Genomic DNA, 22,095 nt, shown 5'->3' on the forward strand with positions numbered 1-22,095 from the left:
GCAAAGAAGAAAAGATTCCCATTAAATCATGAAATATTCTTGATAAGAGTAAATGATTGTGATAATCTTTTAACAGAATTACCGTTGTGGCGGCCAAAACCCTTATTATTAAAGGATTTTTTGATAATTTATGGATTGAAATTTTTCCTTTCATAATTTATTATTAGGCTTGTTAAACAAAAAAACGCCATAACGTATAGAATTCAGTAATTTTGTTTACAAATGTATGTAAGGAATCTTATTTTACTGGGTTTTATCGATATTTGGGAGGAGGTGAAAGGCATGAACAAGACAGAACTAATTAACGCAGTTGCTGAAGCTGGCGAACTTTCTAAAAAAGACGCAACTAAAGCAGTTGATGCTGTTTTCGATACAATCTTAGATGCTTTGAAAAATGGTGATAAGGTACAACTAATCGGTTTTGGAAACTTCGAGGTTCGCGAGCGTGCTGCCCGTAAAGGACGCAACCCGCAAACTGGCGAAGAAATCGAAATCGCTGCAAGCAAAGTTCCTGCTTTCAAACCAGGCAAAGCGCTTAAAGATGCAGTTAAGTAATGTACATAAAAGTGCTTAAAGCTTATGCTTGAGCTAAAAACCGCGATTCGTTCGCGGTTTTTTCTATTTTCTGGGCTCTGTTATGGCTCATTGTTGATATTTGCATCCTGTTGATTGGAGCGGAAGGCTCGAGATCCTCAATAATGCATCCACATTTCCTTCGTGCGGTGTCTAATTCGGAGATGCTTAATCAACGTTCAGCGGGAGAGGCGAGTCAAAGGGAGACCCTGCAGGCTTCATGTTTTAAGGAGGGTCGGACCGACCGCTGTTCGCTGATCTCCTGGAGCGGAAATCAACAGGCAAATATAACAGAGCCTTAAGATAATCACTGCCTATGCTCTATGCAAATACAGATTCAGCTTTGCGCAGATCAAAAGGGTTATGCTAATATGAACATATTATTACACACAGTGTTATAGCATAGGAGGAAGCAATTATGGCAGACGTAAATCGTGCCCAGATAGAAGATGCGGTACGTTTAATATTAGAAGCGATCGGTGAAGACCCAAATCGGGAAGGGCTCCTTGATACGCCGAAACGTGTAGCAAAAATGTATGAAGAAGTTTTTATGGGATTAAACCAGGATCCTAAAGAATATTTTGAGACAGTATTTGGTGAAGATCACGAAGAGCTTGTCTTGGTCAAGGATATTCCTTTCTATTCCATGTGCGAACATCACCTTGTGCCATTTTTTGGTGTCGCCCATGTCGCCTATATTCCAAGGAACGGAAGGGTAACGGGATTAAGTAAGCTTGCCAGGGCTGTAGAGGCAGTAGCAAAAAGGCCGCAGCTTCAAGAACGCATTACATCCACAGTTGCTAACTCCATCCTCGAGAAGCTTGAGCCGCATGGTGTAATGGTCGTTGTCGAAGCGGAACATATGTGCATGACAATGCGTGGAGTTAAAAAGCCTGGTTCCAAAACAGTTACTTCAGCTGTAAGAGGTGTGTTTGCAAATGATGCAAGAGCAAGGGCAGAAGTGCTTTCATTAATCAAACAATAATCTTGGCAGCGAGAATATAAAATATGCATTCTTATTTTTACAGAAAGAATAAATTTGGAAAGGCTGAAAGATAAAACTTTTGGCCTTTTTTAGTAAAAAATTATACTTGCCAAAATATATAGTAAAGGAAGTTATAAATGGAAAAGAATAGTCCTGCGGGAAGTGATTATATAGTTATTAAAGCAAAAGAAGACGGTGTAAATGTTATTGGTTTAACACGGGGATCTGATACAAGGTTCCATCATTCGGAAAAGCTGGATCAGGGGGAAGTTATGATTGCCCAATTTACAGAACACACATCGGCTATAAAGGTGCGGGGAAACGCGAGGATCATGACCTGTTATGGTGAACTTGAAAGCGATGCGAAAAAATAATTCATATGGTAAAAACGGACATAATTGTTTTTCAAGATAATGTCCTGACATGTATCTGTAATTTATGATATAATTGTCTCTGCTTAATTAATAATGCAGCTGATAACAAGATACCAGTAAAAAGGGCTTTTTTTATGCCTGATTTATATATATTTCATAGTAAACGATGAATAGGTCAAAAATAGACTATATAATCTCAAAGATAATGTTTTTAACAATTTTGATAAAGCTTCTCCTGTCTTTTCCCTTTAAATTTACATGCTCAGGGAGCAAGGAGGCTGCTGCGGGAATTAGAAAACTTAGGGGAAACAAGGGTGATTACATGCATGACGTGAAGATTAAATTGGCAGATATTAAAGAACAGATTGAGAAAAAGGTACACCACCCTTATCTGCTCAGGTATATTGATTCTCCCGTTATAGACGAAGATAAGCTTCTGCTCTTAATCTCTATCCTGGATGAAATAAAACTTTCAGAAACAAAGGCAGAACAATATGCAGTAACGGCTATGCTTATCCAAATCGCCCTTGATACCCATGAACTTGTAATGAACGATGAGTCTGAAGGCGAAGACCTTAAACACAGACAGCTTACTGTCCTTGCAGGCGTGTATTACAGCGGCTTATATTATAAAATTCTTGCTGCACTTGATGATATCAGCATGATTCGTGCATTGGCTGATGGGATTAAAGATGTGAATGAGCATAAAATATCCCTCTACCAGAAAGCCCCTGATGCAGTTGATCACTTAATGAATTCCGTTAAGAAGATTGAGGCGGCTCTATTCGAAAAGCTGACCGATGCTTATTCCAAGACTGATTGGAAAGAAGTTGCCTCCAATCTGCTATTTATTAAACGGCTAATTGCCGAGAAGGAGCAATTTATTAAGTACGGCACTTCAATTGTTTTTGAAGCGCTGAAAAAGCTGACATTCCCAAAAGTGAAAGAGATGTCTGCTGAACAGCAAAACTATCTGCTTCTGATTTGTGACAGATATATTGACTTTTCCAAAAATCTGGTTGATCAATATCTGATGAAAATCCCTTTTGTAAACGAATTGTTAGAGCAGCGTATTCATTGCATTTTTAATCATAGTCAGTCTGTGGCTAAAACTTTTGTGGAAGAAGGGTAAGGTATGCAGCAATCAAAAGAAGAGCGAGTTCATAGTGTTTTTGAAAAGATTTATGGCAACTACGATAAAATGAATTCAGTTATTAGTTTTCAGCAGCATCTCAGATGGCGCAAGGACACCATGAAAAAAATGAATGTCCAAAAAGGATCGAAAGCCCTCGATGTTTGCTGCGGCACAGCTGATTGGTCCATTGCACTTGCTGAAGCTGTTGGCGACAATGGTCAAGTAGTCGGGCTTGATTTTAGCAAAAACATGCTGAAAATTGGTGAGGAAAAAATTAAAGAACGGGAGCTTGAACAAGTTGAACTTGTTCATGGAAATGCCATGGATCTGCCTTTTCCCGATAATTCATTTGATTATGTGACAATTGGATTTGGGCTAAGGAATGTCCCCGACTACATGCAGGTATTAAAAGAAATGCACCGTGTTGTAAAACCTGGAGGAATAGCAGTGTGTCTGGAAACATCCCAGCCCACTATGCTCGGTTATAAACAAGCCTATTATTTCTACTTCCGTTTTATTATGCCGATGTTCGGCAAACTTTTTGCCAAAAGCTTTAATGAATATTCTTGGCTGCAGGAATCTGCAAGAGATTTCCCTGGAATGAGAGAATTGGCGGAAATGTTCCAGGAAGCAGGCTTTAAGAATGTCACTTATAAGCCATATAGCGGCGGAGTGGCAGCTGTACACATTGGAACCAAACAAAAATAATACTTGTTCTGAATGTTTCTCATTGTACAATGCAGTAAACAGCAGACGGGATTGATAAGCCGGGTGAGTTAAAAAATGAAATTGAAAATGATGTATTCATTTTTGAATTCAGATTTAAATGTGATAGAGGACGAGTTGGAGGAGACAATTAAAGCAGAGTCTCCTCTATTGCATCAGGCATCACTGCATTTACTGCAGGCCGGGGGAAAAGAATTCGCCCAGTTTTTGTCTTGCTTGCAGCAAAGTTCGGAAATTACGATATTAATAAAATTAAAAATGTGGCCGTTTCACTGGAGCTTATCCATATGGCATCTCTTGTCCATGATGATGTCATTGATGATGCAGAGATACGCCGCGGCAAGCCGACTATCAAAGCGAAGTGGGACAACAAGATTGCCATGTATACAGGCGACTATATTTTCGCGCGTGCTCTCGAATTAATAACGAATATTGAAAACCCGCATGCACATAAAATTCTGTCCCACACGCTAGTTGAGCTATGTATTGGTGAAATTGAGCAAATCAAAGATAAGTATAATTACGACCAGAATGTAAGGACTTATTTTCGGAGAATAAAAAGAAAAACGGCAATGCTGATAGCTGTAAGCTGCCAATTGGGTGCCATTGCAGCTAATGTGGAAGATGATATACATAAGAAGCTTTTCAAATTTGGTTATTTTGTCGGAATGTCCTATCAAATTATTGATGATGTCCTTGATTTTGTCGGAACGGAAAAGGAGCTCGGCAAACCTGCGGGAGGAAATTTCACCAGGGGAATATAACGCTTCCTGTCCTTTTTGCAATGGAAGATAAGACCGTTCGCGAGGAAATCATCAAAGTTCATGAAGGAACTGAGCGTTCGGATATTGAGGAAATCATTAAACTGGTCAAGGATTCAGGTGCAATCGAAAAATCTCTTCATATAAGTGACATGTATCTGCAAAAGGCTCTGGAGGTTTTGGAAGAGCTTCCGCCATCAAAGTCTAAGAAGGCTTTGCGGGATATTGCCAAGTTCATTGGCAAGAGAAAATTCTAATAACTCAGGCCTGGGCACCTATCTCCTGCGAGGGTGCCCAACAGTGTAGAGTGTTTTTTGGGCTATTCCTTATCACTCGCCTTGAAATCCGGATGGATAGATTGGAATCGTGCATTTTTGTATCCTTTTTTTTAAAGCGCTTCCAGATTTCTGTTGCTAAATTGTCGAAACAATGTTAATATTTTCGTGGATTGTCAGAGAATGATTAATCACTATACATATGTTTTAGGAGTGGAATTAAATGGAAAGAACATTTTTGATGGTTAAACCTGATGGAGTACAGCGCAATTTAATCGGTGAAATCGTTTCCCGTTTCGAAAAGAAAGGCTTCCAGCTTGTTGGCGGTAAGCTTATGAGCATTAGCAAAGAGCTTGCGGAAGAGCATTATGGAGAGCACAAAGAGCGTCCATTCTTCGGCGAACTTGTAGACTTCATCACTTCCGGCCCTGTTTTTGCTATGGTTTGGGAAGGTGAAAATGTTATTGCAACAGCCCGTCAAATGATGGGTTCAACTAATCCTAAAGATGCGGCTCCTGGAACGATCCGCGGAGACTTCGGCATCACTGTAGGGAAAAATGTAATCCATGGTTCAGATTCACCTGCAAGTGCAGAACGTGAAATCGGTCTATTCTTCAAAGAAGAAGAAAAAGTGGAATATACTAAATTAATGAATGAATGGATTAACTAATGTGAAAAAAGCACTTGTCGCTGACAGGTGCTTTTTTTGTAACCGAATACAAAAAACCGGGTAAAGGGCCGGAAAGCATCAAGGGGAAAAGAAGGTGCAGCACCACTGCCAAATGAGCTAAATTAGAGGGGAAAAACATGGAGCGGGATTATCAGGAATTTATCATAAATATTAAAAGAAAAACGGGGATTGACCTTTCACTATATAAGGAAACACAAATGAAAAGAAGGCTTACCTCTCTTTACGAGAAAAAAGGTTTTGAAACCTTTGAAGATTTTTATAGTGGAATGAATAGGGACAGGGAATTACTGAACGAGTTTTTAGATCGGATGACTATAAATGTTTCAGAATTTTACCGAAACGCTAAGCGCTGGGGGGTTCTGGAAAAAAATATTCTCCCAGGGGTACTTAAACAAAACAAAGCTCCTAGGGTTTGGAGTGCAGCCTGCTCGACAGGTGAAGAGCCTTATACGATAGCGATGATTTTATCCAGATTTTTGCCATTATCACAGATTAAGGTATCTGCAACGGATATTGATGAAAATGCCCTCGCACGGGCCAGGATGGGCATCTATCCTGAAAGAGCCCTGAATGAAGTCCCTGAACCTATGAAACAAAGGTTCTTTAGACGTGAAGGTAGTTTTTTTAAAATATCTGATGACATCAAAAAGACAGTAATGTTTAAAAAACAAAACCTGCTTGCTGATGATTTTGGCGGACCCTATGATTTAATTGTGTGCAGGAATGTCTTAATTTATTTTACGGAAGAGGCAAAGGATGGCCTCTATCATAAATTCAGCAGTGCATTAAAAAAGGATGGCATATTATTTGTTGGCAGCACAGAACAAATCTTCAATCCTGGGCGCTATCACTTTGAGTCTGCTGAAACCTTCTTTTACAGAAAGCTTTAATAGAAATACCGGGTATGGAGGATGATTTGATGCCATCCTCTAATTTAATTTCGTTGAAAAAATATAAGTTTTCGTTGATAAAATCAAATTATCGTTGAACTATCATCAGTTTTCGTTAATTTATGAAATCATTTTTGATTTAATTCTTTTTTGGACTCCAGCTTACATTCTAAAACAACCCAGTGGGAGCTCAAATTACCCGCAGAGGGATATAAGCCCCTCCATATTTTGTAGTACGTTCCTTAACGTGTTAAAATGGCTCCATCCATAAGAAGAAATAAAATATTATAGGAATTTTCAAATTTTATCTATTCTTATATTTATCATTATGTTATATTGGTACATAATCCTTTAATGAGTTGAAGGGGGAAAGAGTTTTGAGATATCTTACATCTGGTGAATCTCACGGACCGCAGCTGACCACTATAATAGAAGGGTTGCCTGCCGGAATGCCGCTGCTTGATTCCGATATAAATGAAGAATTGGCCCGACGCCAGAAAGGCTATGGCAGAGGCAGAAGGATGCAAATTGAAAAGGATACCGTCCAAATAACTGGCGGCATCAGGCATGGCTATACATTGGGCTCGCCAGTCGCCCTTGTGGTAGAGAATAATGACTGGAAGCACTGGACTAAGATTATGGGCCAGGAACCTCTAAATCCGGAAGATGAGGCAGAGGTAAAAAGGAAGATCTCCCGTCCGCGCCCAGGGCATGCAGATTTAAACGGAGCCCTTAAATATGGGCACAGGGATATGAGAAATGTACTTGAGCGATCTCTGCAAGGGAAACTACAGTAAGAGTCGCAGCCGGAGCAGTTGCCAAAAAACTATTATCTGAGCTTGGAATCAAAGTAGCAGCACATGTCATTGAAATAGGCGGAGTTTCTTCCTCAGTAAAAGAATATTCCTCATTAGAAGAATTAAAACAAATTACGGAAGAGTCGCCGGTTCGCTGTCTTGACCCGGATGCCGGGCAAAAGATGATGGAAGCGATTGACAATGCGAAAGAAAATGGTGACTCCATTGGCGGAGTTGTGGAAGTGATTGTTGAAGGGATGCCGCCTGGAGTTGGAAGCTATGTACACTATGACCGCAAGCTTGATTCCAAGCTGGCAGGTGCAATGGTTAGTATTAATGCTTTTAAAGGTGTTGAATTCGGCATCGGATTTGAAGCAGCCAGAAAGCCGGGCAGTGATGTTCATGATGAGATTGCGTGGAATCCTGAAAGAGGCTATTACCGCAAAACAAATCGCCTTGGCGGTTTTGAAGGCGGCATGTCAACCGGAATGCCAATTGTTGTCAGAGGTGTGATGAAGCCGATCCCTACACTATATAAGCCTCTCCAAAGCGTAGACATTGAAACGAAAGAGCCGTTTTCCGCAAGCATTGAGCGTTCAGACAGCTGTGCTGTTCCGGCAGCTGCAGTGGTTGCTGAAAATGTGATTGCATGGGAACTTGCCTCGGCACTTGTGGATCAATTTTACTCAGACAGATTTGAGACATTAAAAGCAACAGTTGAAGAGCAAAGAAAATTTGTGAGGGAGTTTTAATGAAAAGTGTTTCCATCCAGACAGATACCAGAACCTATCCTGTTTTTATAGGTTCTGGGGCAATTGGCAGATTAAGCACATTTATTAAAGAGGCTTATCCGTCTATAACAAATTTAATGGTCATAACAGATGAAACCGTTCGGGATATTCACCTACCCGCACTAGAGGTAGAACTAGAGGGCACTGATGCGTGCATCTGCACGGTGCCAAGCGGGGAAAAGGCAAAAACATTTGATGTGTACTATAATTGTTTAACTTTTGCATTAAAACACAAGCTTGACAGGAAATCACTCATTTTGGCATTTGGCGGTGGAGCTGTCGGCGATTTGGGTGGTTTTGTTGCAGCCACATATATGAGAGGAATTCCTTTTATTCAAATCCCTACTACTATATTGGCCCATGATAGTGCAGTAGGAGGGAAAGTGGCAATTAACCATCCGTCAGGCAAAAACATGGTTGGGGCCTTTTATCAGCCGGCCGCAGTGTTTTATGATTTGGATTTTCTTAGTACCTTGCCTCCGAAAGAGAAACGTTCCGGATTTGCAGAAGTGATCAAGCATAGCTTGATCCATGATATTCAATTCTACTCCAATCTGAAGGAGCAGATTCATTCTCTTGAAAAAATACCGAGTGAGGAATTAAGCTCGATCCTTACAAAGGGGATAGAAATAAAAGGTGCCATAGTTGCTGAGGATGAAAAAGAGTCAGGGGTACGCGCTTTTTTAAACTTTGGGCACACACTCGGCCATGCCATTGAAGCAGAGAAAGGCTATGGAGAGTGGACACATGGAGAATCCGTTGCTGTAGGGATGATCTTCGCTCTGGAATTAAGCAGAAAGATATTCGGTTTAAAATTCGAAATTGGTGAGTTCAAAAACTGGCTGTCTGCTCTTGGATATCAGGTTACCTTACCACATGAGCTATCACATCAAAATCTTCTGGAACGCATGAAGCAGGATAAAAAGTCAGAAGGCCAAAAAGTCCGGTTTGTTTTATTACAGGATATAGGGAAGCCGGTATTATACGAAGTTTCTGATGAACTGTTGCTAAAAGAACTTGAAAATTTTTCGAAGCAGCAAGGTTGACTTTGCCTTGGGCTGAGAAAGAGCTTGGGATGACAGGATAGAGACGCTCTATACCGTTTTTTGGAGGTGTTGCAAGTGATTCGAGGAGTGAGGGGAGCCGTCACCGTTGATGAAAATAATGAATCTGAGATTATTGAGGCAACTGGGATGCTTATTAGGGAAATGATACTGAAAAATAAAATAGAAGCAGAAGATGTAGCGTCCGTATTCATCTCTGTTACAGAAGAACTGACAGCAGCCTTTCCGGCAAAGGCTATGCGGTCATTAGAAGGATGGACATATGTTCCTGTGATGTGCATGAGGGAAATACCAGTTGAAGGGTCTCTGCCGAAATGTATTAGAGTTATGATGCATGTTAATTCGGACTCTCCGCAGCAGAATATTCATCATATTTATTTGCGTGACGCAGTCCAGCTTCGTCCCGATCTTAAAACAATCAGCACAACATAGGACTCTCCTTTGCGGGGTTTTTTATGATAATAAGTTTAACTTTCGAATTTTGATAACTGTTTAGCTCCTGGCGCCATCGGCTCGAGGTCTTAAGTCAATCGCTTCTGAAGGCAAAGAACGCCTTTTGCCGGCGCTCGTCTTAAGCTTGTTGCCGAAAGGCGGGCGCCTTGCGCTTTTCAGATATAGGAGCAAATCATTTTTACTTTAATACGATAATAAGTAAAAGTAATTATTAAGAGGTGGAATTGTATGAAATGGAAGGAACAGCTTCTGAATTTAACTCCTTACCAGCCGGGAAAATCAATTGAACAAGTCAAAAAGGAATATGGGCTGGATAAAATAGTGAAACTTGCTTCTAATGAAAATCCATTTGGGTGTTCGGAAAAAGTACTTTTCGCAATGAATCAGTCCCCTTCATTTTTTGCGCTATATCCAGATGGATATGCTACTGAATTGCGTACGGTTCTGGCGAATCACTTGTCGGTTGAAGAAGAGCAGATCATTTTTGGAAATGGTTCCGATGAAATCATACAAATGATCTCAAGGGCATTGCTTGGCCCGGATACAAACACCGTTATGGCTGCTCCGACTTTCCCGCAATATAAGCATAATGCTGTCATCGAAGGTGCTGAAATCAGGGAGATTCCGTTGGTGAATGGTGAACATGACCTTGATGCAATGCTGGCTGCTATTGATGAAAATACCGCTGTCTTGTGGGTTTGCAGCCCTAATAATCCAACAGGGAATTATGTTAATGAATCTTCATTGCAATCTTTTTTGAAAAAAGTGCCTGAAGACATTTTGGTTGTCCTTGATGAGGCTTACTCTGAATATGTAGTAGCAGATGACTACTATAATGCACTGGATTTAATCAGCCAATTTGAAAACTTGATTGTTCTGCGTACTTTTTCAAAAATTTACGGATTAGCGAGCCTCCGGGTGGGATATGGAATCGCAAATCCTCAAACAATTAGAGCTTTGGAGCCTGTACGGGAGCCGTTTAACGTCAATAAGGTTGCACAGGCAGCTGCAGCTGCAGCTATTGGCGACCAGCAATTTATTGAAAGCTGCAGGCAAAAAAATCGTGAAGGCCTTGAACAATTTTATGCTTTTTGCAAAAAGCATGGACTTCAATACTTTCCGTCACAAGGAAACTTCATTTTAATTAATTTTAATGCTGATTCGAACGAAGTGTTTCAGTTCCTGCTTGAAAAGGGATATATTGTCCGTTCTGGGAAAGCCCTTGGTTTCCCGGATTCTGTCCGTGTGACAGTTGGTTCCCGGGAGCAAAACGAAGGTGTCCTTGAAGCAATGGAACAGTACCTGGCTAAACAGGCTGCTGCGTTATGATATAAAATTTTCCGCAATGGATCTACTCCAGTTTATAGAAAAACCCATTTATTCAGAGGCATCTTCATGCCTCTGAATTATTTTTAAAAAGGCGGTGAGGGGATGAGAGGAAGAGTCTTTGTAATTGGCCTTGGGTTAATTGGCGGTTCTCTGGCTTTGTCTATAAAAAGAGCTCACAGAGAATCAGTCATCATTGGCTATGATGTAAATAAAGAGCAGTCCCGCCTGGCTGAAATGCTGGGCGTCGTCGACGAAATTGCCCTTGCGATTGAAGAGGAAGCTTCAGAAGCAGACCTGATTTTAATAGCTGCACCTGTACAGGAAACAGAAAGAATCATACATATGTTAAATGACTGCAAATTGAAGGAAAATGTTATCATATCGGATGCCGGCAGCACCAAAAAGGAGATTGTGTGCTGTGCCAAAGTCCTAAAAGAAAGAGGTATCACATTTGTTGGAGGCCATCCAATGGCTGGATCCCACAAGAGCGGTGTAACGGCAGCCAAAGCTTTGTTATTTGAGAATGCCTTTTATCTGCTAACACCAGACGAGCATATTTCAGATACTGAGATTGCCATGCTAAAGGAATGGCTTTCAGGTACAAAAGCGAAGTTTTTAACCATCTCGCCGGAAGAACATGATTATATTACGGGAATAGTCAGCCATTTTCCTCACATGGTTGCCGCTTCTCTTGTCCATCAGGCAGAAAAAACGAGCCACACCCAAACACTAATACCAAGATTGGCAGCAGGCGGATTCAGGGATATTACGAGAATTGCATCTAGCAGCCCTGCCATGTGGAGAGATATCCTGCTGCAGAATAAAGAAGTTCTTCTGGATTTGATGGAGGAATGGCAGGAAGAGATGGAGAAAGTAAAAAAGATGCTGAACAAAGAAAACAGTGCTGGCATTTTTGAATATTTTTCTCAGGCCAAAAGGTTCAGGGATGAGTTGCCGAAAAAAGAAAAAGGCGCAATTCCGGCATTTTATGATCTATTTGTCGATGTTCCCGATTACCCTGGTGTCATTTCCGAGATCACGGGATATTTGGCGAAGGAAGAAATCAGCATTACAAATATAAGGATCCTGGAAACAAGAGAAGAAATATATGGAGTCCTTGCAATCAGTTTTCAAACGGAAGAGGACCGTGAACGTGCAATTGATTGTATAGAGCAATATACTAGCTATGAAACAACCATCGGCCTATAAAGAGGAGCAGGACATTGTCTTCTTTAAATCAGTTTAAAAGGGTGATAATATGAATCCAGCAAAGCTGAATACAAATATACAAGGATTAAGAGGAGAAATAGCTATACCTGGGGATAAATCCATTTCCCATCGATCCATTATGTTTGGAGCAATTGCTAAAGGAAAGACCAATATAACCAATTTTTTATTGGGCGAAGATTGCTTAAGTACCATTGCCTGTTTCCGAAAGCTTGGCGTACACATCGAACAGGAAGAACATCAGGTCACAGTAAGCGGCAGGGGCCTAGAAGGGCTTCAAGAGCCTGTGGATATTTTGGATGTCGGGAATTCCGGTACGACAATCAGGCTTCTGATGGGAATCCTTGCTGGCCGTCCTTTTCATTCAGTGCTTGTTGGTGACGAGTCTATTGCGAAAAGGCCAATGACAAGAGTGACCAAACCGTTAAGCTTATTCGGTGCAGAAATTAACGGCAGAAAGAATGGCGAATTTACGCCTCTTTCGGTTAATGGCGGACAATTAGCAGGTGTATCCTACGAGTTGCCTGTTGCAAGTGCACAGGTTAAATCATCGCTGCTCTTCGCGGGCTTACAGGCAAAGAGAGAAACGGTTATAATCGAGCCCGTAAAGACCCGCGATCATACAGAAAGAATGATTAGACAGTTCGGCGGGAAAATTGAGACAGACGGACACACAATCCGCATTAAGGGCGGCCAAACGTTAACAGGAACGGAGATCCATGTTCCAGGAGACATATCTTCTGCTGCGTTCTTCCTGGTCGCAGGAGCTATCGTACCGGAAAGTGAAATCAGATTGAAAAACGTCGGCTTAAACCCAACAAGGACAGGTGTTATTGACGTAATGCAAAAAATGGGCGCCGACATCAGTATAAAACCATATGAAAATGGTTCATCAGAGCCTGCCGGAGACATAACGATTAGAACATCTTTCCTTACCGGAACAGTTATTGAGGGAGACCTTGTACCCCGCCTGATTGATGAAATTCCCGTTATTGCCCTGCTGGCTACACAAGCAGAAGGAGATACGGTAATTAAAGATGCAGAGGAACTCAAAGTAAAGGAAACTAATCGGATTGATACGGTTGTAAATGAACTGTCAAAGCTTGGGGCCAAAATTGTTGCCACTGAGGATGGAATGATCATCAAAGGGAAATCCTCGTTATCAGGCGGTACTGTATCCAGCCACGGTGATCATAGAATAGGGATGATGCTTGCAGTAGCAGCAGCGATTTCCAGCGGTGAAGTCCACTTGCATCAGAAAGAAGCTATATCCGTTTCTTATCCTTCGTTTTTTGAGCATTTCGAAAGCCTTTTTAAATAAATGTCCTGCTTTTTGCATGTTGATTTCCGCTCCAATCAACAGGACATTTTCAAAAATGGGGTTTAACACAGCCAAAATAAAAATGGCACTATAAAACATAGAAAAAGGGCTGGTCATCCGCAGCTCTTTTTCTATTGAATAGTCATATTTTCTGTAAAAATACATAGCTTGTCATAAGACCGTTTAGAGGGTGGTTTTATGACTTATATAATTGAGAATGCGAATATTTTAAAGGAAGACAAGCTCAAGAAGGTATCATTGCTAGTCAAGACTAATGAAATTTCTTTGATGCAGCCTGAACTGAAAAGGTTTCATTTTACCAGAATGGATGCAGACCCATTTATTATGACTTCAGGTTTTATTGTCCTGGATACAGAAATTCCTCTGGAAAAACCTTTTTTAGAGTTGAAGGACTATTATATCAGGGAGTTCATACTTAAAGGATGTACGGCTTTCCTTACTGCTGCTGCTGTTAAACATGAATACTCCATGAAGAGTGATATTAAAGGCCTTAGGGCACGTTTGTTAAGCAGTCCGATTGATTATATTATTGGAGTAAGGATTCCAGTTCGTTTATTGACTCCTTCTTTTATGAGAAAGTGCAAGAGGGAGAGGGTGCCCGTTGTGTTCGTTGAAGTCAGGGATGCACAGGAGCTGGAACAAGTCCCCTGGGGGTGGATACGTGAATCCATGTTTCCTTATAATTGCCCGCTTTCCCCTGTATTTTTAGGAAGGAATGATAAGGAGAAAAGCAGAATTAAAAGAGTATGGGACAGATTGATGAAGGAACAGAAAATTCCTTCTATGCCGGACGAGCTGAAAGAGCATGAACCTCTTTCTCGCACGATTCTATCTAAGGCTGGAATTTATCCGTTAAAGGGCAATATTCAGCAGGGCGGTGAGGTAACCTATAATTTATACTTGAAGCCCAGCGAAGTCCTTACAATTGAAGAATCGGAGCTGTTTCATTATCATAGAGATACACTTGCTGTTACTGTCCAAAGAGGCAAAGTGGTCCGGGCGGGACAAGAAGTGGTTTTTCGTTCCGGATTCGGCGAGCATATTAAAATTAATACACCCGCTTACTTTAAAATAGCCGATTAGCATTCGAAAGGAATTTAGTATGGATAAAGTAAATAAAATCATTACTCTATTAGAAAACGGTCAACATGAAGAAGCATTGGAGAGCTACCAGCAAATCTTGCTTGGCGGTTCGCATGAGGAAAGGTTCCTGCTGGCTGAAGAACTTTTTCAGTTTGGTTTCCTTGAAGAAGCAAAAGCGCTATATGAACGGCTCCTCGAAGCTTATCCCGAAGAGGGGGAACTGCTTGTATTATTGGCGGAGACACATATAGATCTGGGAAATGAGGAGGAAGCAATCCTCGTCCTTGAAAGAATAAATGAGCAAGATCCCAGTTATCCGCAGTCACTGCTCCTGCTAGCCGATCTTTATCAAATGGACGGCTTGTTCGAGGTAAGCGAACAAAAACTGCTAAAAGCCAAAAATATACTGCCGGAAGAAGTTATTGTAGATTTTGCCCTAGGAGAGCTTTATGCTGAACAAGGAAAATTTCTTGAAGCCATCCGGGTTTATGAAAAGGTCCTGGAAAAAGAGGAAAACATTGCTGGCATTAATGTTAACCAAAGAATGGGAGAGGTTCTTAGCGCTGGAGGAGCATTTGAAGAGGCACTCCCGTACTACGAAAAAGCGCTGGAGGACAAACTCGAAATCAATACTCTGTTCAGTTATGCTTTCACAGCACTTCAGGCTGGCTTTAACCGGACAGCTATCGAAAAATTCACTGAACTAAAAGAGCTTGATCCTGAATATCATTCTCTGTATTTATATCTCGCCCAGGCCCATGAGCGTGAAGAAGAGGCTGCTAAGGGTCTGGAAGCAGTTAAGGAAGGCATTAAGCAGGATGAATTCAATAAGGAGCTATTCTATTATGGAGGGAAATTGTCTCTGAAGAATAGTGATGAAAAAGAGGCTGAAGATATGTTCAGGCAGGCTCTCGCGCTTGATCCTGAATACAATAAGGCTGCCATTACATTAAATAAAATCCTGCTTCAGCAGGAAAGATTTGAAGATGTGATCGAAATTGTAAATATGATGAATGACCTTAATGAAGAAGAACCGCAGCTTTTGTGGGATGCTGCTATTGCCTATCAAAATATTGAAGAATATTCAGAGGCATTAAACAAATACCAGCTTGCATATACTTTCTTTAAACAGCAGCCGGATTTTCTCTCCGATTACGGATATTTTTTAATTGAGGAAGGAAAAAGGGAAGATGCTGCCGAAATTTTTAATACATTAATCAAACTGGAACCAGGCAATGAAGAGTATCAGGATGTTCTGCAAAGACTTACGGATGATTTTCTTGCATAAATAAGGAAGCTTGACAACAAGAAGTGTTTTTCCTCGTTGGAGGGCTGACTTATTGAAAACTCAGTTTTGGCCAAATTTGTTTGTAAGCAGAGGAGGGAATCAAAAATGGCGACCCCTGTATCTGTCAACGAGAAGAAAGACTTTATACGCTGGTTTTTAAATCATTACCAGCTGAAAAGAAGGGAATGTGTCTGGATCCTCAATTATTTGATGAGCCATGACCAGCTGATGGAAAAAGTGCATTTTGTGGAGCAGGCACAGTACTGCCCGCGCGGATTGATTATGTCCACCCATTGTGTGGATGAAGTCCCTTTCCGTTTTTACAAAGAGAATGTAATGACAACAGATGCTGAAAAATCGTTCCATGATATCAGGTTAAATCGAGATGAGGAAATATACATCCAGCTTAATTTCCACGCTTCCAATAAGGCTCATCAGTATGCTGCAGTTATGGAAGAAAATCCTTTTATGCCAAAAAGCCTGCAAATCAGCGAAAAGGATCGGCTGATTGCTGAAAGATTCCTGACTGAAAGCCTGGAGAAATTTAGAAGGGAAAAGCTTCTTGAGTTAATTGATGAGGCGCTGGATAAACAGGATAAAAAAGCTTTCAGCATCTTAACCCAGCAGTTAAGTAAATTGGAAACAACCTAAGCCTTGCTTTTTCAAAAGCAGGGCTCTTATTTTGCTCTTTTTTTATGGCTATTTTCGTAAACTTTTTCTTGTGAGGAAATTGAAAGACAAGTTTAACAGAGCTTTTTTTATCTGATAAAATCCCATAGTAAGCCGCCAGCCCCCACTTGGAGTTTCTGGTTTGTTGCATAGCGGCGGATAATGATATAGTAAATAGGTAAAATACTGTAATGGAGTGAATAAAATGAAGTGGATTTCACAGGACATCGATATGTTCCTGAAAGAAAAACAATATGTAGATACTGCTGTGTTGCCCCTGCTTCCGGTTTCATTCGGCAATGATATAAAACAGTCAGTCGCCATGACTGAATTCATATCTCTCCTCAGCGTGCAGCTTGAACGGCAATTTAGAGGCCGCCTCATTATGCTCCCTGGGTATGCTTATTTGAAATCGGCTTCAGAGGACAAGCTTGTAAGCGGCTTAAGCGAATGGGAAGCAGAGTTGAAATCCCAGGGATTTAAGCATATATTCCATTTAACCTCGGACAGCATGTGGAAGGCGCTTGAAGATCGTTTAGAGGGCGGGGTAATATGGCTGCCATCTCTGCCTCTTGGGCACATGGATGAAAACTATAAAAATTCAATTTTGGAGGATCAAGTGAAGCAGCTTCTTAACTTGTTTGTGCAAAAATGGCAAAATGGTGAATAGTGTGAATTTTAAGTCACCCCATTTACATGTTTCGCCAAAGGATTATATTGACCTTACATAAAGATTGATATATCATTGTTATGTCCTAGTTTTATATTGTGTTGAATTTTGTCCGTTGGACTTAACTTCATAATAGAGGGGGGAAAAGTATGAGCAAAAATCGAGTTTCTAGACGTCAATTCCTAAACTACACACTTACTGGTGTAGGCGGTTTCATGGCAGCTGGCATGTTAATGCCGATGGTCCGTTTTGCGGTCGATCCTGTATTGCAGGCAGCTGGCGAAAGTGATTATATTCCAACAAAGCAAAAAGTGTCGGAAATTACCGAAACGCCAACAAGGGTTGATTACACTTTTGAACAGCAGGATGCCTGGTACACATCCGAAGTTACAGGCACTGCGTGGGTTTATAAGGATGAAAAGGGTGAAGTTGTTGCATTGTCTCCAGTTTGTAAGCATTTAGGGTGCGTAGTCGACTGGAATACTGACAAATCAAACCCTGATCATTTCTATTGCCCTTGTCATGGCGGCCTTTATACAAAGGATGGAACAAACGTTCCGGGTACACCGCCGGTTGCACCGCTTGATGTATATCCTTACACAGAAAAAGACGGCTTTTTGTATTTAGGAAAGGCTGAACCGCGAAAGGAGGCGTAATAATTGTTAAACAAAATTTATGATTGGGTAGATGAGCGTTTAGATATTACGCCGATCTGGCGGGATATTGCTGACCATGAAGTGCCTGAACATGTTAACCCTGCGCATCACTTCTCTGCGTTTGTTTACTGTTTTGGCGGTCTGACGTTCTTCGTTACAGTAATTCAAATTTTATCCGGTATGTTCCTGACAATGTACTATGTTCCGGATATTAAAAATGCATGGGAATCTGTGTATTACCTTCAAAACCATGTTGCATTTGGACAAATTGTCCGCGGAATGCATCACTGGGGAGCAAGTTTGGTAATCGTAATGTTGTTCTTACATACGTTACGTGTTTTCTTCCAGGGAGCTTACAAAAAGCCCCGTGAATTGAACTGGATCGTCGGAGTGCTAATTTTCTTCATTATGCTTGCACTTGGACTAACTGGTTACTTATTGCCTTGGGATATGAAAGCCCTTTTCGCAACAAAAGTAACAATCCAGATCGTAGAATCTACTCCGTTAATTGGGGAATATCTGAAAATACTTATTGCCGGTCATTCTGACATTGTCGGCGCACAAACTATTACCCGTTTCTTTGCAATCCATGTATTCTTCCTTCCGGCTGCATTATTCGGGTTAATGGCTGCCCACTTTATAATGATCCGTAAACAAGGTATTTCTGGACCGTTATAAGATAAACGAAGAGCGGAGAGACCCCGCTTATCGGCGGCAAGTCCCCTGAGCCAATGGGGCTCGCAGCTGGACAGCCGTAAAAGTTCAAAAATGAAATACTTCCTACTTATAAAAAAGGAGGGGAAATCGCCCAATGCATCGTGGTAAAGGTATGAAATTCGTAGGTGACTCTCGTGTTCCTGCTGAACGCAAACCGAATATTCCGAAAGACTATTCGGAATATCCAGGTAAAACGGAAGCATTCTGGCCAAACTTCCTGCTAAAGGAATGGATGGTTGGAGCTGTCTTCCTTATCGGTTTCCTCAGTTTGACGATTGCGCATGAGCCGCCATTAGAAAAAATCGCTGATCCAAGTGATACAGCTTATATTCCGCTGCCTGACTGGTATTTCTTGTTCCTATATCAGCTGCTTAAGTATAGCTATGCATCAGGACCTTATAATGCTATTGGTGCGTTCATTATTCCCGGACTGGCATTTGGAGCTTTAATGCTTGCTCCATTTATTGACCGCGGACCTGAACGCCGTCCATCTAAGCGTCCATTAGCTACTGGATTTATGCTGTTGGCATTAGCGGGTATTACTTATTTGACTTGGGAGTCTGTTGCTCACCATGACTGGGAAGCTGCAGCAGAACAAGGTAAAATTGTAGCTGAAGTGGAATTCGATAAAGAAGACGAAGGCTACAAGATTTTTGAAGCAAATGGCTGTATTTCCTGCCATGGTGGAGACCTTCAGGGTGGTGCAGGTTCACCTGCCCTTGTTGACACTGGTTTAACGCCTGAAGAAGTTGCTGACATTGCCAAGAACGGTAAAGGTGCAATGCCTGCCGGTATGTTCAAAGGCACTGATGAAGAACTTCAAAAGCTGGCTGAGTTTATCTCTGGCCTTGAAAGTAAATAATATATAAGGAGCTGGCATTTGCCAGCTTCTTTTTTATGTTGATAGTTATAAATGGTGTACTATGGTAAAATAATGAAATAAGATGATAGTTAGAGAAGGAGAGCAAAAATGAAGTGGATTTATCCTTTATTGGGCAGTAGAGCAATGTTAATGCTGCTATTGATTGTAAATACGGCGGGTACGATTTACGGATATATTTGGTACAAATGGCAGCTTGTTGATACACCTCCTATTTTTCTGCTGTTTGTTCCGGATAGCCCGACTGCCAGCCTATTTTTTGTGTTTGTCCTGATCGCTTTTTTGATAGGCAAGAATTGGCCTTTGCTTGAAGCATTGGCGATTGTGACTTTGGTTAAATATGGAATATGGGCTGTAGTCATGAATTTGCTTGTTTATCAGGTGACAGGTGATATGGATCCAGCTGCGCTTATGCTAATTTTTTCACACGGGGCTATGGCCATTCAAGGCGTATTATATGCTCCTTTCTACAAGTTTAAAACATGGCACCTTGTTTTAACAGGAGTCTGGACACTTCATAATGATGTAATCGATTATGTCTTTTTTATGCTTCCCCGTTATCCAATTTTGAACTTGTACACACCTCAAATTGGCTACTTTACGTTTTGGCTGAGTATTTTTTCTTTAGGTGTAGCTTATTATTTAGTATTAAGAAAAAATCGATTTAACCTCGATATAGCGAATTAGCCTAATAATATTTAATAATTAATTATGATGGACTGTGTGTATAATTCTGGTCTAACCTTGTCCTCCTTTTCATACATATCTAGTAGTAATTTGAGGGGGGACAAGTTAATGAGGCGGAAATTAATCGCAGTCTTAGTTTTTATTTTAATGTTATTGCCTGGACAAGGGTTTGCAGAAAAGACCTCACACATAGATAAGTTGGATCAGTTATCCGATGAAGCACTGCAAATGGTTAAGCTTCACCGGTATGAGGATGCAAAGAAGCTACTTGAATATTTCTCCGAGAAATTCGTGGCTGTTAACGGGAAAGAAAGGCCTTTTACGATGGATGAACTGCGTATCGTTACGGTTTCACATAATGATGCTGTACAAGCTACCGTAAATGCATCCATGAGCCATGATGAAAGGTTGAATAACGTGACAAAGTTCAGGCTGGTTATGGACGCGATTTCATCTAATTATCAGCCTTTATGGACAGAAATGGAAAAGCCAATTATGACAGTTTTTGCGGATGTTAAGGAAGCAGCATATAGTGGAAATAATGAAAACTTTCATTTGAATTTGAATTCCTTTTTATCATTATACGAGGTTATTTATCCAAGCATGAAAATAGATGTGGATGCAGAGCGGGTTCAAAAATTAAACGCACGCATTAATTTTATTGATCATTATCGCCCGCAAGTTCTAACACAGCAGGCAAGCCAGCAGGAGCTTGAGGCATTAGAGAGTGATCTGCAGACAATCTTTGATGAAATGACAGAAGATGAAGCAGATCCTTCCCTTTGGTGGGTGATTATTTCGACAGGAAGTATAATCATCCTTACATTATCTTACGTCGGTTGGAGAAAATACAAGGGAGATAAAGCAAGACAGAAGAATCGGGGGCCAGAGAGCTGAAGGATTGACTGTGAAGTATCGCGCAAAATACAATATTTTTACTCTTACAGCTTCAGCCAAGTTTTTAGCGAAGTGGCAGTTTTGTAAACTGGGAATAAGGGAAATGATTAGAAAAGAATTCTGTTGTTTCCTGTTGCTGTTTTAAAATGTGCTGATGCCGGACACCATGATCAGCTTGATAGGAGGGTAAAGAATGGGAGGATATCTCATTTATTTTGCGATTATCATTATTGTCCCGCTCTGGGCGCAAATGAAAGTAAAGGGAGCATATAGCAAGTATTCGAAGGTCCCATCTTCCACCCAAATGAGAGGTGCTGAAGTAGCAAGAAAGATATTGGACTCCAATGGGTTATATCAGGTAGGAGTTGAAGAAACCCGCGGACACTTAACAGATCACTATGATCCGCGATCTAAGACGGTCAGGCTCTCAGCCACAAATTATCATGGACATTCTGTGGCTGCAGCTGCCATAGCTGCACATGAAGTAGGGCATGCGATCCAGGATCAACAGGAGTACGCGTTTCTGCGTTTTCGCCATGCATTGGTGCCTGTAGCAAATCTCGGGTCAAACTTTTCGTGGATTTTAATTATGATAGGATTTTTTGCAGGGATGAGCGGCATGGTTTTATTGGGAATTATTTTCATGGCAGCAGCTGTAGTTTTCCAGGTTATTACGCTGCCGGTGGAATATAATGCTTCAAATCGGGCGATGGACCAGGTTGTTTCATTGGGAATTATCAGAAATGATGAAGAAAGGGAAACCAAAAAGGTATTAAACGCGGCTGCATTGACTTATGTTGCGGCAGCGGCGGTAGCTGTACTTGAATTGCTTCGTTTAATCCTTATATACACAGGAATGACAAGATCTGAGTAGGGAGCTGGCTTTGAGTAAGCCGGCTTTTTATTTTGGCTCTGAAAAAATGTTGTTTTTTAGAACCCTGTTGATTTTGCCATCTTGTTGATTGGCGAAAAAGGCACGAGACTCCTCGAAAATGCATCCCGATTTTCTCCGTACGGTATTGATTCAAGGATGCTTACCTAATGTCACGCGGGAAGCGCGAGTGGGTGACCCAACTGACGCTTCATGCGCCGGGCAGACACCCAGACTGTCCGCGGAAATCAACAGCCGGGTTTA

The 22,095-nt window shown here is 41.2% G+C and carries 23 protein-coding genes and 2 pseudogenes; all 25 read left to right on the forward strand.

Annotation, left to right across the window (positions count from 1 at the left end; all coding sequences use genetic code 11):
- Positions 1-282 precede the first annotated feature (282 nt).
- The gene (hbs, locus tag AC3ZVC_RS12055) at positions 283-555 is read left to right on the forward strand and encodes a non-specific DNA-binding protein Hbs (protein WP_009332755.1); all 273 of its coding nucleotides are present in this window, start codon (positions 283-285) and stop codon (positions 553-555) included.
- 436 nt (positions 556-991) lie between these two features.
- The gene (folE, locus tag AC3ZVC_RS12060; RefSeq protein ID WP_110064235.1) at positions 992-1,558 is read left to right on the forward strand and encodes a GTP cyclohydrolase I FolE; all 567 of its coding nucleotides are present in this window, start codon (positions 992-994) and stop codon (positions 1,556-1,558) included.
- Positions 1,559-1,695: 137 nt separating this feature from the next.
- Positions 1,696-1,932, forward strand: coding sequence for a trp RNA-binding attenuation protein MtrB (mtrB, locus tag AC3ZVC_RS12065; protein WP_490068672.1), 237 nt, complete (start codon positions 1,696-1,698; stop codon positions 1,930-1,932).
- 322 nt (positions 1,933-2,254) lie between these two features.
- A complete protein-coding gene (locus AC3ZVC_RS12070; protein ID WP_490068673.1) occupies positions 2,255-3,064 on the forward strand; it encodes a heptaprenyl diphosphate synthase component 1 in 810 nt (269 codons plus the stop codon).
- 3 nt (positions 3,065-3,067) lie between these two features.
- Positions 3,068-3,775, forward strand: a complete 708-nt coding sequence (locus tag AC3ZVC_RS12075) for a demethylmenaquinone methyltransferase (RefSeq protein WP_490068674.1) — start codon at positions 3,068-3,070, stop codon at positions 3,773-3,775.
- Between the two features lie 75 nt (positions 3,776-3,850).
- Positions 3,851-4,578 (forward strand): annotated as a pseudogene (locus tag AC3ZVC_RS12080) (polyprenyl synthetase family protein); the annotation flags it as partial.
- On the forward strand, positions 4,578-4,811 hold the full coding sequence (locus AC3ZVC_RS12085) for a hypothetical protein (protein WP_490069014.1): 234 nt from the start codon (positions 4,578-4,580) through the stop codon (positions 4,809-4,811). The pseudogene AC3ZVC_RS12080 and the gene AC3ZVC_RS12085, both read left to right, overlap by 1 nt.
- A 241-nt stretch (positions 4,812-5,052) precedes the next feature.
- Positions 5,053-5,499: a nucleoside-diphosphate kinase gene (gene ndk, locus AC3ZVC_RS12090; protein WP_110064231.1), complete on the forward strand. Its 447-nt coding sequence runs from the start codon at positions 5,053-5,055 to the stop codon at positions 5,497-5,499.
- 137 nt (positions 5,500-5,636) lie between these two features.
- Positions 5,637-6,410, forward strand: a complete 774-nt coding sequence (locus AC3ZVC_RS12095) for a CheR family methyltransferase (protein WP_490068675.1) — start codon at positions 5,637-5,639, stop codon at positions 6,408-6,410.
- Between the two features lie 377 nt (positions 6,411-6,787).
- A pseudogene (gene aroC / locus AC3ZVC_RS12100) lies at positions 6,788-7,959 on the forward strand (chorismate synthase).
- On the forward strand, positions 7,959-9,044 hold the full coding sequence (gene aroB / locus AC3ZVC_RS12105; RefSeq protein ID WP_490068677.1) for a 3-dehydroquinate synthase: 1,086 nt from the start codon (positions 7,959-7,961) through the stop codon (positions 9,042-9,044). Before aroC ends, aroB begins: the two are co-directional and overlap by 1 nt.
- 75 nt (positions 9,045-9,119) lie before the next feature.
- Positions 9,120-9,494 (forward strand): chorismate mutase, encoded by a 375-nt coding sequence (gene aroH, locus AC3ZVC_RS12110; protein ID WP_490068678.1) that lies wholly within the window; start codon positions 9,120-9,122, stop codon positions 9,492-9,494.
- A 249-nt stretch (positions 9,495-9,743) separates the two neighbouring features.
- The gene (gene hisC / locus AC3ZVC_RS12115) at positions 9,744-10,844 is read left to right on the forward strand and encodes a histidinol-phosphate transaminase (protein ID WP_490068679.1); all 1,101 of its coding nucleotides are present in this window, start codon (positions 9,744-9,746) and stop codon (positions 10,842-10,844) included.
- Positions 10,845-10,946: 102 nt separating this feature from the next.
- Positions 10,947-12,053, forward strand: coding sequence for a prephenate dehydrogenase (locus AC3ZVC_RS12120; protein ID WP_490068680.1), 1,107 nt, complete (start codon positions 10,947-10,949; stop codon positions 12,051-12,053).
- Positions 12,054-12,102: 49 nt separating this feature from the next.
- Positions 12,103-13,392, forward strand: coding sequence for a 3-phosphoshikimate 1-carboxyvinyltransferase (gene aroA, locus AC3ZVC_RS12125; protein ID WP_490068681.1), 1,290 nt, complete (start codon positions 12,103-12,105; stop codon positions 13,390-13,392).
- A gap of 198 nt (positions 13,393-13,590) precedes the next feature.
- Positions 13,591-14,496 carry a hypothetical protein gene (locus tag AC3ZVC_RS12130; protein WP_490068684.1) on the forward strand — a complete coding sequence of 302 codons (906 nt, stop codon included), beginning with the start codon at positions 13,591-13,593 and terminating at the stop codon, positions 14,494-14,496.
- A 19-nt stretch (positions 14,497-14,515) separates the two neighbouring features.
- Entirely contained in the window at positions 14,516-15,784 is a 1,269-nt protein-coding gene (locus AC3ZVC_RS12135) for a tetratricopeptide repeat protein (protein ID WP_490068687.1), read from the forward strand.
- 105 nt (positions 15,785-15,889) lie between these two features.
- Positions 15,890-16,435 (forward strand): ReoY family proteolytic degradation factor, encoded by a 546-nt coding sequence (locus AC3ZVC_RS12140; RefSeq protein ID WP_490068688.1) that lies wholly within the window; start codon positions 15,890-15,892, stop codon positions 16,433-16,435.
- Between the two features lie 223 nt (positions 16,436-16,658).
- Positions 16,659-17,123 carry a YpiF family protein gene (locus AC3ZVC_RS12145; RefSeq protein ID WP_490068689.1) on the forward strand — a complete coding sequence of 155 codons (465 nt, stop codon included), beginning with the start codon at positions 16,659-16,661 and terminating at the stop codon, positions 17,121-17,123.
- 149 nt (positions 17,124-17,272) lie between these two features.
- Positions 17,273-17,779, forward strand: coding sequence for a Rieske (2Fe-2S) protein (locus AC3ZVC_RS12150; protein ID WP_490068690.1), 507 nt, complete (start codon positions 17,273-17,275; stop codon positions 17,777-17,779).
- Between the two features lie 3 nt (positions 17,780-17,782).
- On the forward strand, positions 17,783-18,457 hold the full coding sequence (gene qcrB, locus AC3ZVC_RS12155) for a menaquinol-cytochrome c reductase cytochrome b subunit (RefSeq protein ID WP_490068692.1): 675 nt from the start codon (positions 17,783-17,785) through the stop codon (positions 18,455-18,457).
- A 133-nt stretch (positions 18,458-18,590) separates the two neighbouring features.
- Complete coding sequence (locus tag AC3ZVC_RS12160; RefSeq protein ID WP_490068695.1) at positions 18,591-19,358, forward strand: c-type cytochrome; 768 nt, start codon at positions 18,591-18,593, stop codon at positions 19,356-19,358.
- Positions 19,359-19,466: 108 nt separating this feature from the next.
- The gene (gene lhaT / locus AC3ZVC_RS12165; protein ID WP_490068696.1) at positions 19,467-20,063 is read left to right on the forward strand and encodes a lipoprotein heptaprenylglyceryl N-acetyltransferase LhaT; all 597 of its coding nucleotides are present in this window, start codon (positions 19,467-19,469) and stop codon (positions 20,061-20,063) included.
- A gap of 108 nt (positions 20,064-20,171) precedes the next feature.
- On the forward strand, positions 20,172-20,960 hold the full coding sequence (gene ypjB / locus AC3ZVC_RS12170; protein WP_490068697.1) for a sporulation protein YpjB: 789 nt from the start codon (positions 20,172-20,174) through the stop codon (positions 20,958-20,960).
- A 193-nt stretch (positions 20,961-21,153) separates the two neighbouring features.
- A complete protein-coding gene (locus AC3ZVC_RS12175; protein WP_490068698.1) occupies positions 21,154-21,834 on the forward strand; it encodes a zinc metallopeptidase in 681 nt (226 codons plus the stop codon).
- Positions 21,835-22,095: the final 261 nt, after the last annotated feature.

Source organism: Cytobacillus sp. C11.1 (assembly GCF_058145115.1).

Coding starts and splice junctions, on each gene's coding strand:
- hbs (WP_009332755.1), top strand. CDS start 283: ATGAACAAGACAGAACTAATTAACGCAGTTGCTGAAGCTGGCGAACTT.
- folE (WP_110064235.1), top strand. CDS start 992: ATGGCAGACGTAAATCGTGCCCAGATAGAAGATGCGGTACGTTTAATA.
- mtrB (WP_490068672.1), top strand. CDS start 1,696: ATGGAAAAGAATAGTCCTGCGGGAAGTGATTATATAGTTATTAAAGCA.
- AC3ZVC_RS12070 (WP_490068673.1), top strand. CDS start 2,255: ATGCATGACGTGAAGATTAAATTGGCAGATATTAAAGAACAGATTGAG.
- AC3ZVC_RS12075 (WP_490068674.1), top strand. CDS start 3,068: ATGCAGCAATCAAAAGAAGAGCGAGTTCATAGTGTTTTTGAAAAGATT.
- AC3ZVC_RS12085 (WP_490069014.1), top strand. CDS start 4,578: ATGGAAGATAAGACCGTTCGCGAGGAAATCATCAAAGTTCATGAAGGA.
- ndk (WP_110064231.1), top strand. CDS start 5,053: ATGGAAAGAACATTTTTGATGGTTAAACCTGATGGAGTACAGCGCAAT.
- AC3ZVC_RS12095 (WP_490068675.1), top strand. CDS start 5,637: ATGGAGCGGGATTATCAGGAATTTATCATAAATATTAAAAGAAAAACG.
- aroB (WP_490068677.1), top strand. CDS start 7,959: ATGAAAAGTGTTTCCATCCAGACAGATACCAGAACCTATCCTGTTTTT.
- hisC (WP_490068679.1), top strand. CDS start 9,744: ATGAAATGGAAGGAACAGCTTCTGAATTTAACTCCTTACCAGCCGGGA.
- AC3ZVC_RS12120 (WP_490068680.1), top strand. CDS start 10,947: ATGAGAGGAAGAGTCTTTGTAATTGGCCTTGGGTTAATTGGCGGTTCT.
- aroA (WP_490068681.1), top strand. CDS start 12,103: ATGAATCCAGCAAAGCTGAATACAAATATACAAGGATTAAGAGGAGAA.
- AC3ZVC_RS12130 (WP_490068684.1), top strand. CDS start 13,591: ATGACTTATATAATTGAGAATGCGAATATTTTAAAGGAAGACAAGCTC.
- AC3ZVC_RS12135 (WP_490068687.1), top strand. CDS start 14,516: ATGGATAAAGTAAATAAAATCATTACTCTATTAGAAAACGGTCAACAT.
- AC3ZVC_RS12140 (WP_490068688.1), top strand. CDS start 15,890: ATGGCGACCCCTGTATCTGTCAACGAGAAGAAAGACTTTATACGCTGG.
- AC3ZVC_RS12145 (WP_490068689.1), top strand. CDS start 16,659: ATGAAGTGGATTTCACAGGACATCGATATGTTCCTGAAAGAAAAACAA.
- AC3ZVC_RS12150 (WP_490068690.1), top strand. CDS start 17,273: ATGAGCAAAAATCGAGTTTCTAGACGTCAATTCCTAAACTACACACTT.
- AC3ZVC_RS12160 (WP_490068695.1), top strand. CDS start 18,591: ATGCATCGTGGTAAAGGTATGAAATTCGTAGGTGACTCTCGTGTTCCT.
- lhaT (WP_490068696.1), top strand. CDS start 19,467: ATGAAGTGGATTTATCCTTTATTGGGCAGTAGAGCAATGTTAATGCTG.
- ypjB (WP_490068697.1), top strand. CDS start 20,172: ATGAGGCGGAAATTAATCGCAGTCTTAGTTTTTATTTTAATGTTATTG.
- AC3ZVC_RS12175 (WP_490068698.1), top strand. CDS start 21,154: ATGGGAGGATATCTCATTTATTTTGCGATTATCATTATTGTCCCGCTC.